This is a genomic window from Cryobacterium sp. N21, from assembly GCF_002929575.1.
Classification (GTDB): domain Bacteria; phylum Actinomycetota; class Actinomycetes; order Actinomycetales; family Microbacteriaceae; genus Cryobacterium; species Cryobacterium flavum.
This window is the reverse complement of sequence record NZ_PJJQ01000022.1, coordinates 1-15,570: the sequence shown is the minus strand read 5'-3', so window position 1 is coordinate 15,570 and position 15,570 is coordinate 1. Positions and strand designations below refer to the sequence as shown.

The 15,570-nt window shown below is 63.6% G+C and carries 12 protein-coding genes and 1 tRNA gene; 8 read left to right on the top strand and 5 right to left on the bottom strand.

The features are described 5' to 3' along the window. Window positions 1–351: 351 nt before the first annotated feature. From CXY77_RS01530 to CXY77_RS01520, 3 genes are all read left to right on the top strand, one after another. A complete protein-coding gene (locus CXY77_RS01530) occupies window positions 352–2,796 on the top strand; it encodes a hypothetical protein (protein ID WP_092341249.1) in 2,445 nt (814 codons plus the stop codon). Between the two features lie 272 nt (window positions 2,797–3,068). Next, complete coding sequence (locus tag CXY77_RS01525) at window positions 3,069–5,861, top strand: response regulator (protein WP_140425440.1); 2,793 nt, start codon at window positions 3,069–3,071, stop codon at window positions 5,859–5,861. A 4-nt stretch (window positions 5,862–5,865) separates the two neighbouring features. Continuing rightward, the gene (locus CXY77_RS01520; protein WP_104088289.1) at window positions 5,866–6,762 is read left to right on the top strand and encodes a response regulator; all 897 of its coding nucleotides are present in this window, start codon (window positions 5,866–5,868) and stop codon (window positions 6,760–6,762) included. A gap of 5 nt (window positions 6,763–6,767) precedes the next feature. Here the strand turns inward: CXY77_RS01520 and CXY77_RS01515 are convergent, their stop codons facing one another. The 4 genes from CXY77_RS01515 to CXY77_RS01500 all read right to left on the bottom strand — a co-directional run bounded on the left by CXY77_RS01515 (window position 6,768) and on the right by CXY77_RS01500 (window position 10,344). After that, window positions 6,768–7,472, bottom strand: a complete 705-nt coding sequence (locus tag CXY77_RS01515) for a TetR family transcriptional regulator (RefSeq protein WP_092341246.1) — start codon at window positions 7,470–7,472, stop codon at window positions 6,768–6,770. Window positions 7,473–7,507: 35 nt separating this feature from the next. After that, complete coding sequence (locus tag CXY77_RS01510) at window positions 7,508–8,800, bottom strand: ABC transporter permease (RefSeq protein WP_092341245.1); 1,293 nt, start codon at window positions 8,798–8,800, stop codon at window positions 7,508–7,510. Further along, window positions 8,797–9,567 carry an ABC transporter ATP-binding protein gene (locus CXY77_RS01505; protein ID WP_092341244.1) on the bottom strand — a complete coding sequence of 257 codons (771 nt, stop codon included), beginning with the start codon at window positions 9,565–9,567 and terminating at the stop codon, window positions 8,797–8,799. Before CXY77_RS01505 ends, CXY77_RS01510 begins: the two co-directional genes overlap by 4 nt. Window positions 9,568–9,690: 123 nt before the next feature. Then, complete coding sequence (locus CXY77_RS01500; RefSeq protein ID WP_092341243.1) at window positions 9,691–10,344, bottom strand: MBL fold metallo-hydrolase; 654 nt, start codon at window positions 10,342–10,344, stop codon at window positions 9,691–9,693. A gap of 141 nt (window positions 10,345–10,485) precedes the next feature. Here CXY77_RS01500 and CXY77_RS01495 point away from each other — a divergent pair. The 4 genes from CXY77_RS01495 to CXY77_RS01480 all read left to right on the top strand — a co-directional run bounded on the left by CXY77_RS01495 (window position 10,486) and on the right by CXY77_RS01480 (window position 12,672). Then, window positions 10,486–10,558, top strand: a tRNA-Glu gene (locus tag CXY77_RS01495). Window positions 10,559–10,639: 81 nt separating this feature from the next. Continuing rightward, window positions 10,640–11,347, top strand: a complete 708-nt coding sequence (locus CXY77_RS01490) for a histidine phosphatase family protein (protein WP_092341242.1) — start codon at window positions 10,640–10,642, stop codon at window positions 11,345–11,347. Between the two features lie 9 nt (window positions 11,348–11,356). Further along, window positions 11,357–11,902, top strand: a complete 546-nt coding sequence (locus CXY77_RS01485; protein ID WP_092341241.1) for a DUF3090 domain-containing protein — start codon at window positions 11,357–11,359, stop codon at window positions 11,900–11,902. 5 nt (window positions 11,903–11,907) lie between these two features. Then, entirely contained in the window at window positions 11,908–12,672 is a 765-nt protein-coding gene (locus tag CXY77_RS01480; protein ID WP_092341240.1) for an SCO1664 family protein, read from the top strand. A 92-nt stretch (window positions 12,673–12,764) separates the two neighbouring features. Here CXY77_RS01480 and CXY77_RS01475 read toward each other — a convergent pair whose 3' ends face one another. Beyond that, a complete protein-coding gene (locus tag CXY77_RS01475; RefSeq protein WP_104088287.1) occupies window positions 12,765–13,898 on the bottom strand; it encodes a class I SAM-dependent methyltransferase in 1,134 nt (377 codons plus the stop codon). A gap of 259 nt (window positions 13,899–14,157) precedes the next feature. Between CXY77_RS01475 and CXY77_RS01470 the strand changes: the two genes are divergently transcribed. Then, window positions 14,158–15,570, top strand: a 1,413-nt coding sequence (locus CXY77_RS01470; RefSeq protein WP_140425439.1) for an ice-binding family protein, incomplete at its 3' end; no start/stop codon positions are given.

The window sequence follows — 15,570 nt, the reverse complement described above, 5'->3', positions numbered from 1 at the left end:
GCGGAACGCCGGAGAGTGTTCTTCGCTGAATTCGCTGGCGAGTTGGCTGATCGAGCTTCGAATGCACCGGTCGGCGACGTCTTTTGTGTGCAATAGGCTAATGCTGCCATGGGTTTCTCATGGAATGCACAGGTGATGTTCACCCTGTGCCCGCACACACACATCAATCTTGGGGAGATTACGACATTTATGTCGCTTGAAAACACGCCGCCGTCCACGCCACCGAATCCGTTCCAGCCTGGATCAATGCCGCCGACTCCGCCCGCGCCGACTCCGCCCGCGCCGACTCCGCCCGCTTCTGACCAGGCAGCTCCTGCTCAGGCAGCGCCGACACAGGCAAACCCTTACGCCGTGCCAGCCGGACAGCCCCTGGCCCAGGGGCCGAGCGCTCCGAACGCGTTCTCCACGATCGCGCCGCGCGCGTGGCGGGGAGCCATCGCATCCGCTGGAATCGGATACGGAGCGGCGTTCGTGGTCGCGCTCCTGACGGTTGCTCTGACCGGGCTTCTCACCGGCTGGGAGATGTTCTCGGCCGGCTGGCTTGTATCCGGCCCGGTGCAGTTGGTCGCGATGGCAACGTTTGGCCAGCTGAGTGCGTCGGCAGAAGTTGACTTCTTCGTCGCCTTCTCCGGCAGTATCACCGTCGGGGCGTTGCCGCTGTTAGTGCTCGCAGCTCTGCTGGCCGGAATTTATCTGTCCAGTCGTTTCGTGGGGCGCGGGGTTTGGCAGACATCCTCGGCCCTCATCCTGTCGGCCGTGTCCGGGCTTACGCTCGCCATTGGTGCAACAGTGCTGGCGGCCGTGCTGCCCGTGCAGTTCCCCGACCTGCAGTTGGACATTCCTGTCGGCTCCACCTCCGCGGCATCCGTCGGTTCCTTCCTGGGTGCTCTGGTCATCGGATTCGCCGTTTCGTATGTGGCTCGTTTGCAGGCCACAGACGGATGGTCACGCCTGGTCGCCCGCGCAACCTGGCTGCCTTGGGGCACCGTGCGCATTGCGGCCCTGCACCTCGGCACGTTCATCGCTGTCATGGCGGTCGTGCTGGCCGTTCTGACTCCGCTGTCTGAAGCCGACGAATTCGTCGGTGTGCTCCCCGTATTCCTGTTCACCATCGCTATCAACGCCGTCGTGATCGGTCTGCTTGGCGCCTTCTCCGCAGACTTGAGCGACCTGGAGCGTGCGCTGTCCGGCCTGGGCGGCGCGTCCGACGAGCAGCCTCAGCAGAGCATTTCAGTGTTCACCGAGGGAGTCACCGGTTTTATCTGGCTCATCGTGTTGCTCGCCGTCATTCTGGCGGTTGTCGCCTCGCTGCTGCTCGCGGTTCGTCGCAACCGTGTGCTCCCGGCCCCCACGTCGTGGCTGGCCACCATTGCCACGTACCTGGTATTCGGCTTGATTCTCCAGCTCCTCGGCAGCGCATTGTTCACGGCGTCGATGACCGCCCCCGAGAGGGCCTCGGCCTCGGGAACGTTCGGCCCCGCTGCATGGACCTTTCTGATCTTCGCAATCTGGGGTGCTGCCATTGAGGCCCTGACGCGCTTCGTCGCACCGGTTGTCCTGGCCTATGCAACGCCAGGGACCATTGGCGCCCTGGTTAAGCTCTCGGGTCAGGAACGTTTGCTGCCCGTCGTGCCGACGGCACCGCTCGTGCCCGCTGCAGCCGGTGCGCCTCTTGCCGCAGGGATGCCGTACAGCATCGATCCCGCCAGCGCTGCCGCCGCCAGCGCCTATCCCACCCTGGCCGGCCAGCCGGGTGCGGCACCGCTCCCGTTTGCCACCACCACCATGTCGCCGGCCACCGCCAAGCGTGTCAAGATCGGCGCCATCATCGTCGGTGCGGCTGTGCTGCTCGTCATTGCTGGCAGTGTGGCCGGCGGCATCGTGCGTTCCTCGGTGTTCGGCCCGCAGAATGTCGCTACCGCCTACCTGGATTCATTGGAAAAGGGCAACGCTACGACGGCTCTGAAGCTGCTGGGGTCGTCAGCGGATGCCGGCGACGGCCTGCTCTCCAACGACATCTTTGGGCTGGCAACCGATCGCATCAAAGACGCCGCCATTTCGGACGTCACCATTGTCGGAGATGTCGCCGAAATCGAGGTGCACTTCAAACAGGGCGGAGTTGCCGATTCTGCCGTGCTGAAGCTCACCCGCACGAGCACCGCCTGGCTGATCGCTGATAAGTGGTCCATACTGAACGCCGAGCCGGGCCAGATCGATGTCTACCTGCCGTCCAGAATGGGCGATGTTGACCTCGAGGCGAACGGTACGTCGGTCGGGACGACAAAGGACGGCGGGCTGAACCTTCCGGCTTTCCCCGGCACCTACGAAGTGGCCGTTCCTGCCACCGAGTATTTCGAAGAATCATCCGTGACCTATGTCGTGAGCGGGCTGCTCGGCGGCTCCGGTGAGTTCGAATCGAGTGACGACGTGTTCACGGCCACCCCAACCGCAGAGTACGAAGCCGCCGCCCTGGAAGCCGTCAACACGCTCATCACGACCTGCCTCGCCGCGGGCGAGGCCGCGTCCGACGACTGCCCATACCTGGGGTACATCTCTTCTTACTACTCCAACGTGGTCTACACCCTCGTGACGGCGCCCGACCTCACGGTGGACCTGTCCTACGAGGAGGGTGGTCTGACGGTCAGCACCGACACCTACGGAGTTGTGACCATGGCGTACGACGTCAACTACGGATTTTCCTCCGAGATCCGCCATGAATCCGAGGAGAACTACCTCACGGTCAACGCTGAGGTCAACGTTGTTGACGGCGAGGTCGTGGTGACCGAGGTCTACTAACCCATCACCACAGCACTCAAGGTTCGGGTTCGGCGCGAGCCGAGCCCGAACCTTTTTTGTGTCGGGGGAGGGCATACGCGACTACCCCAATAAGGGGGTATCTGAGGGTATTTCATGATATAGATTTGGCTGAGGGAAATTCCCCTGGACGACTCGCGGCAATCAAGCGAGGCGAAGTTGCCGAATGCGTGCCTCTTCTGCCTTTCCGTGAAGCGTTTCACTGAACTAAAACGCTCACTGCGCATCGATGGATCACGGAAGGCGTGATGATCATGACCCCCCACAGCCGTAAGAATCGCTCCCAGCGGCCGCCTGCCGTCGACAGCATGGCTGTGGTCGAAGGGAGTCTGCCGGGTGCGGAGAGCTCAGTCGCCCAGGCTGCCGTGCTGGAGAAGAACCTGCTGGAGCAGACCGTGAGCCTGCAGGACGCCATCTTCAACAGTGCCAACTTCTCCAGCATCGCAACGGATGCGCAAGGCGTGATTCAGATCTTCAACGTGGGCGCCCAGCGCATGCTGGGATACACCGCTGAAGAGGTCGTGAACCAGGTCACCCCTGCCCAAATGCACGACCCCGAAGAGATCATTCTGCGAGCAGCCCAGCTCAGCCTGGAGTTCGGCACCACAATTAAGCCCGGTTTTGAGGCTCTCGTCTTCAAGGCGAGTCGTGGCATCGAAGATATCTATGAACTCACCGTGGTGCGTAAGGACGGCAGCCGTTTTCCGGCGATCGTTTCGGTGACCGCGCTGCGTGACGTCGATGCCGCCATTATCGGCTACCTGCTGATCGGAACCGACAACACCTCGCGCAAACAGGTGGAGATCGCCCAATCCGTGCTCGACCAGCGGCTGCGCGACCAGCAGTTCTACACGCGTTCGCTGATCGAGTCGAATATCGACGCACTGATGACGACAGACACCATGGGCATCATCTCCGACGTGAACCAGCAGATGATCGAGCTGACCGGACGAACCAGAGACGAGCTCATCGGCGCTCCCTGCCGTAACTTCTTCACTGATCCTGCCCGAGCCGACACTGCGATTCGGCGGGCGCTGGCCGAGAACAGGGTCACCGACTACGAGCTGACGGTGCGAGCGCTCAATGGTGATGAAACGGACGTCTCCTACAACGCGGCCACATTCTACGATCGAGATCGGGTCGTTCAGGGTGTTTTCGCCTCCGCTCGCGATGTCACGGAACGCAAACGGTTTGAGCAGGCGCTCAAGGAAACCAACATCGAGCTGGAGCACGCCAGCCGCATGAAAACTGAGTTTCTGGCCACCATGTCGCACGAACTGCGCACACCGTTGAACGCCATCATCGGCTTCTCCGAAGCGCTGAAAGACGGTCTCATGGGCGACATGAGTGAGTCCCAGCGCGACTATATCGGTGATATTTACACCAGTGGTCATCACCTACTCGCCCTCATCAACGACATCCTCGACCTGTCCAAGGTGGAGGCAGGAATGATGGACATCGAGTTGGAGGCCGTTGACGTGCGCTCGTTGCTGGAACAAAGCCTGCTGATCGTGCGCGATGGCGCCGCGACGCACGGCATCCAGCTTCGATTTGAGGGTGCAGACGACCTCGGCGTTCCGCAGCTTGACATGCGCAAGACGAAACAGATCGTCTACAACCTGCTCTCGAACGCGGTGAAATTCACACCCGACCAGGGTCAGGTCACCCTCATCGCCCAACGCGTACCGCGCAGCGCCGTCGGAAAGATTGACGGCTCCTGGCCCGTTCATGATTTTCCCCTGCCCAAGAGCGGTGTCATGAACTTTCTGGAGATTCGCGTCGTCGATACGGGGATGGGGATCTCGTCGGAGAACATGTCGAAACTGTTCCTGGCGTTCAGCCAGATTGACAGTACCCTGGCCAGACGGTTCGAGGGCACAGGGCTCGGCCTGGCCACGGTCAAGCAGATGGTCGGAATTCAGGGCGGCACGGTGGCCGTAGCCAGCGCCGAGGGAGAGGGCGCAAGTTTCGCCGTCTGGCTGCCGCTCGGCACGAACGACCAGATTGCGCCGGAGTGGTCGGCGCCGGGGTTGGAAAAGTCGGAAACCGGCCGGGATCCGGCCCCGGGGACCGATGGGCAGACATCCGGTACGTGCCGGCCGAAACCGCATCCGTTCCAACCGGCCGCTACCGCCACACCGTCATCAACGTCCGACTTGAAAACGGATGGGGTATCGCCCGACCGGGAAGTGTACTCGACCGCGACCGGGCAGCCGACCTCCGAATCCGTGGCTGCGGCACTGAAGTCACAACCGCAGCAGGAGTCCAAGGCGCGCTCCGAGAAGCACGTTGCGCTCGTCATCGAAGACGACGCTAAAGGTGCCGAAGTGCTTCGACTGCTGCTCGAAGCTGAAGGATTTCGCGTCATCGTTGCCCCGAGCGGTGAGGAAGGGCTCGCGATTGCGCCGCACCAGCACCTCAGCCTTATCACACTCGATATCCGCTTGCCGGGGATGGACGGCTGGGGGTTTCTGATTCGACTGCACGAGTTCTCTGACCTTGCCGCTGTGCCTATTGTGATCATTGCGGGGGATACAGACGTCAGCCTCGCGCTCACCCACGGTGCGGCCGCCGTGCTCGAAAAACCGATCAGTCGGGCAGCACTCCAACAATCGCTGAACGTGTTGGGGCTCAGCCCCGATGCCCTGCGCACCCGCCGGGTGTTGGTGGCCGACGACGATCCCGAGACCGTCGACGTTATCGCACGGTTCCTCACTCGACCGGAATATGCCGTGGAACGCGCCTTCACCAAGGACGAGGCCATTGAAATGGCACAACGATTGCATCCCGATCTCGTGCTGCTCAACCTCATGATGGAAGGGTTCAGCGGCTATCAGGTTGTGCTGGCGTTGCAGAGCGACGAGAGCACGGCACACATTCCAGTGCTGATACTGACCGGCAAGCAGCTCACCGTTCAGGAACTGGCCGCAGTGGAGAGCGACCCAACCCAGCCCGTGCGGATACTTGGAACGGAGAACTTCAACCGAACGGCTTTTATGGCCGAGGTGAAGCGCGCGTTGGCCTCAGGCGACTCATTGGGTCAGTGATGATGTGGCCAGGATTCTGATCGTCGAAGACAACCCCATCAACATGAAGCTCGCCACCCTGCTCGTTCGCCGGGCGGGTCACGTGACGTTCGAGGCCGTTGATGCTGAGAGCGGCCTGCTGCTAGCGCACCGCGAAATACCGGACCTGATCCTGATGGACATCCAGTTACCGGGAATGGACGGATTCGCCGCCACCGCCGAATTGAAGAAGAATCCGGTCACCGCCGAGATCCCTGTGATCGCGCTGACCGCGATGGCTATGTCCCGAGACCAGGAGCGGGCACGCGAGGTCGGATGCGATGCCTACATCACCAAACCGCTGCAGTATCAGGAGCTCGAAGACGCAATCAACTGGCTCATGCCCCGCGTCGACGACGAACGCACCGCGGACGAGGCTGGTTCGCTCACCCGCAGTGTTCTGCAGTCGATTGAGTCGCACTGCGAGCTGGCACGGCACAACGCGACGAGAGCGGATGCTTTACTCGCGCACCAGGAGCGGGCGACACCTCGTGCTCCGGGCGCTCCCCGCATCCTCGTGGCCGAAGACAACCCGACCAACCAGAAACTCATCGTTTGGCAGCTGAACCTGCTGGGCTACGAGGCGGACATGACAGACAACGGTGCCCTGGCGTTCGCGCGGTGGGCGAGCGGAGACTATGACCTGGTGATCACCGACCTGCACATGCCGGAGATGACCGGCTACGAGCTCGCATCGGCCATTCGAGCAGCCGAGCCACCGGGAATGCGCATGCCAATTCTGGCGATGACCGCGAGCGCAGTGCGCGGCGACGCAGATCACGCCCGCATGGTCGGCATGGACGAGTCCCTCATGCGCCCCCTGCACTTGGCTAAATTGCGCGGCGCCCTGCTGAAATGGTTACCGCTGGAATCCGACCGTTAGCCGAACTACTCGCCGAGGCCCGGACTGCCCAGCGTGCGCCGCAGCAGGATGATCGTTCGTTCGAGCGATTCCGCCAATGACGGGGGCAAAACACGCTCGGCAGCGATGGACCCGTTGTCGGTTGGCGAGAGGCGGTCAAAGTCGGGAATCCACTGCAGGGCCATGAAACGCACCACGCCGAGCATGGCGTGGGTAAGCAGCCCCGCTTGTCCGCGCCGAAAGACACGGTCAGCGTCGCTCTCCGATTGCGGGATCGCAGCGCGTCCGAGGCGCAGGTAGACCAGCTCGGTCACCTCGGAGGTTACCCGGGTCATCCGGTCCATCTGTTCCTGCATGAGCTGGGGATGCAAGCCGAACACCCGGAGGCGGTCCGTGAACAGTTCTTCCTCGATGCCGTCCCGGGGGCCGATCGCGCTCATCAGGGTGAGCACATCGGGCAGCAGGTCGTCGCCGGGGGCTGCGATGAATTCTCGGGCCCGGCTCTCGTCGATGCTGGGCGGTTCAGCGCCGATAATGGCGGCTTTCTTGGTCTTGAAATAGTTGAAGAAGGTGCGCTGTGAGATGCCGCTCTGGCTGCAGATCATGTCCACGGTGACGTTGTCGAAACCGTGTTCCAGAACGAGGCTGACCGCGCTCCGCTCCACGCGCAGGCTCGTTTGGTGATGCTTGTCGTCACGAGTGCGTGTGCGCGGTCTCGGGGTGTCGGTCATGCCTCGTCCTGGTCCATCGGTGTTAACGGTCGGTGCTACTCGTAGCGCAGCGACTCAATCGGATTCTGCTTTGCCGCGCGCTGGGCCGGCAGGGTGCCCGAGAGGAACGCGATCAACATGACCAGCAGGATGACGAAAGCTACCGAAGTCGGCTCGAACAAGAGGATGTTCAGCCCGGGTAGTCCCGACAGCAGGCCCTGTGACAGCACGGCACTCAGCGCGGAGCCGAGCCCGATGGCCACGCCGGCGCCGATGGCGCTGCCGAGGAAGCCGATGACGATCGCTTCGAGGCTGAACAGCGTGTAGACCTTGCCGCCGCTCATTCCCATGGCCTTCATCAGGCCTATCTCGCGGGTGCGTTCCTGCACGCTCATCAGCAGGGTGTTGATGATGCCGAATGCAGCTGCGATCAGGGCAATCACGGCGAAGGCGTTGAGCACGCCCACGATGCCGTTGATCACGGTCTGCACGGCGCCCAGCTGGTCTTCGATGGTGTTCGCGGTGTAGCCCTCGGTGGCGAGGTCTGCCTTGAGCGCGGTCACGGCATCCGCTGACAGCGCCTTGTCGAAGTGGGCGACGGCCACGCCGTAGCTCGTGACTGCCGTCTCGATGCCGCCGGACTGCGCGTCGGCCAATTCGGCGATGAGCGCATCGTTCGCGCCGGCGCCGGCAGCGAGCAGGCTCTCCAGCGAGACGCCCACGATGGTGGCGTTCACGGTGTGCTGCTCGCCGAGAATATCGGTGATTCCGATCGAAACGGATGCCCCCACTGCGTCATCCGCCGAGGCGAACCCGAGCGGAGTCACGAAGGTGTCGGGCAGTACGAGCTGGGCCTCGCTGGCGCTGCCATCGAGCTGCGCGCCGGCGGTGAGGTCGGCCGTGGTGACGGCGGAGGTGGCGTTGATGCTGAACTCGTACTGCGTGCCGGTGCCGTATTCGATGTAGTCGGGCTGCACCGATCGAATCGGATCGACCGAGACGATGCCGGCGGTGTCGGCGATTTTGGTGAGGTCGGTGTCCGTCAGCGCCTTGGTCGTGGTGCCGGGAGGACCCTGCTGGCTGGACACCGACGCTGAACTGCCAGCGTTGTACTTTACCGGGCCGTCGCCGGCCGTGGTGGCGTCGCTGGCCTGCGTGATGATGAATACGTCGGGGGCGCCGAGGGCACCCACCTGGGCGTCGACGTACTGGCTGACGCCGGCGCCGACTGCGTTGGTGAGGGTGAGCGTGAACGCACCAACGAAGATGGCCAGAACGGTCAGGGTCGTGCGGAGTTTGCTGCGAAAGGTGTTGGAGATCGCGGTGGCGACGAGGTCTTTGGTTCTCATTCTGCGCCTCCGGCGGTGCTGAGTGCTTCCGGGGTGACGAGCGCGTGGGCCCCGGTGTGGGTCAAACCGGTGTGGGTCGATGTGGTCTGCGACACGACGAGTCCGTCACGAATGTAAATTTGACGGTCACAACGGGCGGCGAGGTCCTCGTCGTGAGTGACGATGACCAGGGTGATGCCCTGGCTGCGATTGAGTTCGAACAGAATGTCTTCGACCACGGCTCCCGTGGCGGTGTCGAGGTTTCCGGTGGGTTCGTCGGCGAAGATCACGCGCGGCGCATTGACCAGGGCGCGACCGATCACGACGCGCTGCTTCTGACCACCCGAGAGGGTCGTGGCCTTGTTGCCGGCCTTGTCGGCCAGTTCGAGCTGTTCGAGCACTTCCATGCCGCGCTTGCGGCGCTCCTTGCCGCCCATGCCGGCAATCTTCAGCGGCAGGATGACGTTGTCGAGCACACTCACGTTGGGCGTGAGAAAGAACTGCTGAAAGACGAAGCCGAACTCCTTGTTGCGCAGCCCGTTGACCGCGCACTTGGACAGCGACTTGGCGTCTCGACCGGCGACCTGCAGTGTTCCCTCATCGGGTTCGTCGAGCAGGGCGAGTAGGTGCATGAGGGTGGACTTGCCCGACCCGCTCTTTCCGACGATCGCCAAGGTCTCGCCGGGTGCGATCTGAACGGACACCCCTTTCAGAGCGTCGAAACGGCTCGCACCCGACCCGTAGGATTTCTCCAGGCCTTGCGCATCAATTACCCACTGGCTGTCCATCGGTTTCCCTCGGTTCTGGTGGCCCACGCGGGCCACAATTACAGTAACTGCACTATAATTTGCAGTTGCTGCAAGTTGGCTGAGGGGAGGCCGATTCCGAGCGGATGCTCGGTGCGGCTCGGCCTACAGATCGAGGCTGTCGCCCGGTTCCAGTGGGAAGAACTCGCCCCCGCCGAGTTTCGTCACGTTCTCGTATCGGGAATTGGACAGGTCTTTTCCGGCTCGGGACAGCAACATTTCGTGGGTGGGGAAGCTGCGCTTGGGCTTGATGGCGAAAATGAAGTCCATCGCCTCGCTCATTTTCATCCAGGGGGCCGCGGCCGGCACGGCGAGCGTGCCGATCTCCACTCCCTCTGGAATTGTGAAGGCGTCGCCGGCGTAATACAGCTCCTCGTTGACGAGTACCCCGACGTTGTCGATGACCGGGATCGATTCGTGGATGACCGCGTGGGTGGCGCCGAAGAAGCGCAGGGTGAACGGCTCGACCTCGATGACGTCGCCGGCCTTGACGATGGTGACCGGGGTGTCGCTGAGATTGGAGGCCGCGATGGCCCGAGCGACACCGGCCGGAGCGAAAATGCTGAGGTCAGGATTCATTTCGATGATGCGGGTGAGCTGCTCGGGAGTCCAGTGGTCAGCGTGCTCGTGGGTGATCACCACGGCGACCGCACCGGCCGTGCCGGTGAGCGCCGTGGTGAACGAACCGGGGTCGATGTAGAGCTTTTTGCCCGAGAGTTCGACGATGAGCGCGGCATGCTCCAGCTTGGTCAGTTTCATGCTCCGAGCTAACCCCGATTCGAGTCGTGGCGCAACAGCATCCGCTTTCCTGAAGGGTGCTGGCAGCAGTCGCGACGCGCCGCGCGCACTCAGTTTGGAAGTGCGCTCAACTGTGTGGCATACTCGGTAAGTTGCAAAAACGGCCCCATCGTTTAGCGGCCTAGGACATCGCCCTCTCACGGCGGTAACGCGGGTTCGAATCCCGCTGGGGTCACAATTGCCCGGTTGCCTTCTCGTGTAGGTGCCGGGCGCTCGTTGGTTAAGGGAGTGCTTCAGCCTGTATAGGCTCATAGTCATGGCCACAGTCATTCTCGTGCGGCACGGCCGCACCACCGCCAATGCCACCGGAATGCTGGCCGGGCGCACCCTCGGAGTTAGCCTCGACGAGGTCGGGCGCGAGCAGGCGGCCCGCGCGGGGGAGCGGCTCGCCGCGGTGCCGCTGGTCGGCGTGGTCTCCAGCCCGCTGGAACGGTGCCAGGAGACCTCGAGCCTGATCCTTCTGCACCAGGCCGGTTCACCGGTCAGCTCGATTGACGCGGACATCACCGAATGCGACTACGGAAACTGGCAGGGTCGCTCGCTCAGCGAGCTTGCGCTGGAAAAGCTGTGGGCGGTTGTGCAGACGCAGCCGTCGGCTGCCGTTTTTCCCGGGGGCGAGTCGATGGCGACTATGCAGGCCCGGTCGGTTGCCGCCATCCGACGCCAGGACGCGTTCTTTGAGACGCAGCATGGGCCGGACGCCGTGTGGGTCGCGGTCAGCCACGGTGACATCATCAAGTCGATCCTGGCCGACGCGCTCGGCATGCACCTGGACCTGTTCCAGCGCATCTCGGTCGGTCCGGCCTCGGTGTCGATCGTGCGCTACGGGCTGAGCCGACCCAATGTCATTGCCACCAATACCGACGCCGGTGACCTGTCCTGGCTGCGTACGACTGCAGGCGGGGACGACGCGCCGGTTGGCGGCGGGGCCGGTCCTGATGCGCCACAGACATTGCGCTCGTAAAATAGTCGTATGCCCACAATTGTTCACGAATTTGACTGGCCCGATCGAGTCGTCGTCGGCACCGTCGGCGTGCCCGGATCTCGCACGTTCTACCTGCAGGTGCGCACGGGAGCCCAAATCGTCAGCATCGCCCTCGAGAAACAGCAATCCGAGCTGCTCGCCGAGAAGATCGACGAGCTGCTCGAGCAGCTGACGACGCACGAGGGCAACTCGTTCAGCGTGCCAGCCAGCACGCCGATCGAACTGGTCGACAACGACCCGCTCGAGCAACCGGTCGATGAGCAGTTTCGCACCGGCACCATGACCCTGGGCTGGGACCCGAGTACCGCGCAGGTGGTGATCGAGGCGTTTCCGCTCGTGGACGACGAGGACGACCCCGACGCGGCTAGCCGAGAGGCGGCGGAAATGCTGGTCGTGCGCATTCCGGTGGGTTCCGCGCAGGCCTTCGCCATGCGTACCCGCGAGGTCGTCGGGGCCGGTCGCCCCATTTGTGCGCTCTGCGGCACTCCCATCGATGCCGCCGGGCACGTCTGCGCCCTGCCCGGCGAACGCTGACAGCCATGCAGCCCGACCTCAAGAACGCGGAGCTCGGGCTCACGGGCCGCATCCGCACAGCGTCCAATGCGACCTTCCTCGGGCGCATCGACGATGTCGTGGTTGTTTACAAGCCGATGGCCGGTGAACGGCCGCTCTGGGACTTTCCGGGCGCAATCCTTGCCCACCGTGAGGCTGCGGCGTACCTGGTCTCGGAGGCGCTCGGCTGGAATGTGGTGCCGCGTACCTGGTTGCGCGACGGCCCCGGCGGTGTTGGCATGGTGCAGCTCTGGCAGGACTCCGACCCGGACCAGGCAGCGGTCGACCTTGTCTTGACCGACGCTGTACCGGATGCCGGCTGGCGCCGGGTTTTCGACGGACGGGACGAGGAGGACCGCGCGGTCACCCTCATCCACGAAGATTCGGCGGCCCTGCGCCGCATGGCGGTCTTCGACATCGTCGTGAACAACGCCGATCGCAAGGGCGACCACATTTTGGCCATGCCAGACGGCCATCGCTTCGGCGTCGATCACGGCCTCACCTTTCACGTCGACGACAAACTGCGGACGGTCTTGTGGGGATGGCTGGGTGAGGCTCTCACACTTGACGAGTTGGCCGGCGTTGAACGGGTGCGTTCGCAACTGTTGGGCCAGCTCGGCGAGAAGCTCGCCGGGTTGATTACCGGGCCCGAGGTCGCGCAGCTCGCCGCACGCTGCGATCTCTTGATCGCCGAGCCCCGGTTTCCCGCCCCGCGCGGTGGCCAGACCGCCGTGCCCTGGCCACTGTTCTAGGGGGCCGAGCGTCCGCTCGCGAATCGTAAAACGCGGCTGTCAGTGCGAATTCAGGTTCGCACGCACTTCCGACGCAGGACACTAGCGCTGGGTTAGCTGGCGCAGAGTCGCCAGAGCGAGGTGACCTCGTTCGCACGCACCGCGTGCAGCGAATCGCTCGCGTCGGTCGCGCGGGCGTGCACGGCGGGCGCGTCGAGTACCCCGATCACCCGCAGGCCGGCCGCATCGATGACCTTGAGCAGATCGTCGCGGGAGCGCAGCCCCACCAGTTCGGCAAAATCGGAGAGCACGAGCCACACCTCGCCGCCGGGCTGCAAATGGTCACGCACACCGGCCAGAAAACCCTTGAGCATGCGCGAACCGGGGTCGTAGACCGCCGCGTCGAGCAGTGAGTGCGCGGTCGCCGGAATCCACGGTGGGTTGCACACGATGAGGTCGGCACGCCCCTCGGGAAAGAGATCGCCCAACTGCACCTCAACACGTTTAGAGAGCCCGAGTTGCGCCATCGTTTCGCGAGCGGATGCGACGGCTCGCGGCTCGATATCCGTCGCGATCACCCGCGGCACGCCCCGGGTCGCCAGCACAGCCGCGAGCACCCCGGTTCCGGTGCCGATGTCGAAGGCGAGGTTCGGCGCGGCGAGCGGAGCCGTCGCGACGAGGTCGACGTATTCACTACGCACCGGAAAGAACGTGCCGTAGTGGGGATAGATCGACGCGTTCAGCGCGGCAACCGGAATGCCCTTGGTGCGCCACTGGTGCGCTCCGATTGTGCCGAGCACCTCGTGCAGCGACACAACGGATGCCTCCGAGATGCTCCCATAAGCGTCGACCGTGGCCGCGACCACGTCGGGAGCGCGCCGCAACCCGATGATGTTGCCGGCCTGCATCGGAACGAGGAGCAGGCCGAGGATCCGGGCCCGATGCGAACGATTCTGCCGATACCGGTAGAACAACTCGCCGGTCGTGCGCTGGGATTTGTCGGGACGTGGCCGAGTGCGGTGCTCCAGCGCCGTCAGAATCTGGCGGGCGTTCTGAAAGTCCCCGCTCCAGAGCATGGCAACGCCCTGCGAAGCCAGCCGGTACGCGGCATCCGCTGTGATGGTGTCGTCAACGGGCACGACGCTCGAGGGGGCTGGTGCGCCATTGGCCGAACGCCAGAGTGCTGAGGCCGGAATGCCTTCCTGAGCCCAGTGAACGTGGGCGGGGTCGTCGGTTGAGGGAGTCATCGAACCCGGTGCATAGTCATAGCCTTCAATTATAGATCGCTGCCGCGGCGGTGTCCCGGGGGTTGTCACCGCCGGCTGGGACGCACCAGGGCCTGACTCTGAGGGCTTGTATACGTGGTGAGTCACCCGGCTGGGGCGTAGACGGGTATTCTCCCCTCGTAGTGGGTGGCTCCATCGCCGGGGTAATACCCACACGTACGTCAGGCTGGAACTTCGGTAGTCCGACGACTCGTTGCTCTCCGAGAAACTCCACCGGGGGATGGCGTACGAACTCGTATGTCGTTCTGGGCAACTCGGCCGTCACGATCAGCGACGCGGGGAGCGTCCAGGGCACCTTCGGCTCCGACCTGGGTGTGTCCAGTCCAACCGGGTCTACACCAATACGGGAACGCTCTCGGGCGTGGGTGCCATCAACCTGCGGAACGCAGCGGCGCAGCGCGCGCAGTCTGATCTCACCACAGCGCACACCGCCGCACTGGCCTTGATCGGGAACTACATTCTTTCGGGAGAGTTGGCTGGAAAGACCCTTCTGCCGGGGATTCACACCGCTGACAGCAATGTCACGCTGACCGGCAATGTCACTCTTGACGCGGGCGGCGACCCCGATGCCATCTTCATCATGGTGCCGCACGGCGCATTCGACACCGCAGCGAATGCCGAAGTGGTTCTGGCCAACGGTGCGCAGGCCGGAAACGTCTACTGGTTCATCGGCGCGGCCTTCACCATTGCGGCTAACGCCCAATTCAGCGGTCGGGTCATCGGCGGCACGGCCGGTACCCTCTCGGCGGGCTCCGTGCTGCACGGTCAGCTGCTCACGACGGGAACAGCGATCACCCTCAGCGCGGCGGCACGAATCATCAACGATGCCCCCTCTGGCACGGCCACCACGAATTGGCTCGATCAGACCCTCGGAGCTATGACAGACGGAGTCTCCTACTCCGACCGTCTCTCGGTCGTGTCGTCCGACAATAGATCGGTCGGCGCTGAGGACGTGGCCTGGGCAGTGACAGCGGGCCAACTACCACCCGGGATCTCCCTGGATCCCGTCACCGGAACGGTGGCGGGAACGCGAACTGACTCGGCCAGCTACTCCTGGTCGATCACCGCCACGATCGTTGGCAATATTCGTATTACAAAGTCCTTTTCCACCGAGGACGTGAGCGTCCCGACCGTGATGATCACCGGCGGGGCCATTCTCCTCACCAACGACTCGACACCGACGATCTCCGGCACAACCGATGCGCCCGACGGAAGCGCGGTATCCGTGCTGATCGACGGCGTTACCGCCACGTCGACCGTTACAGAGGGTGCATTCTCGGTGCCCGTGACCAACCTCGGTGCCGATGGTTCCTACGCGGCCGTCGTTACCATCACCGTCACCGGCGCGACCGGAACGGCGAGCCAGACCATCACTCTCGACACGACAGCGCCGACGGTGGCCATCGCCGGTGGTTCGTCGCTGACGACCGCGGATGGCACGCCGACGATTTCGGGTACGACGGATGCCCCTGTCGGTACGTTGATCACTGTGGTGGTTGCGGGTCAAACGCTGACCGCCACCGTTGTTGCGGGTGGTACTTGGTCGGTGACGGCCGCGGCTCTCGTCGAGGGCGGGCACACCGTGACGGTCTCCGTCACGGATGTTGCTGGCAATACCGGCATGGTGACGCAG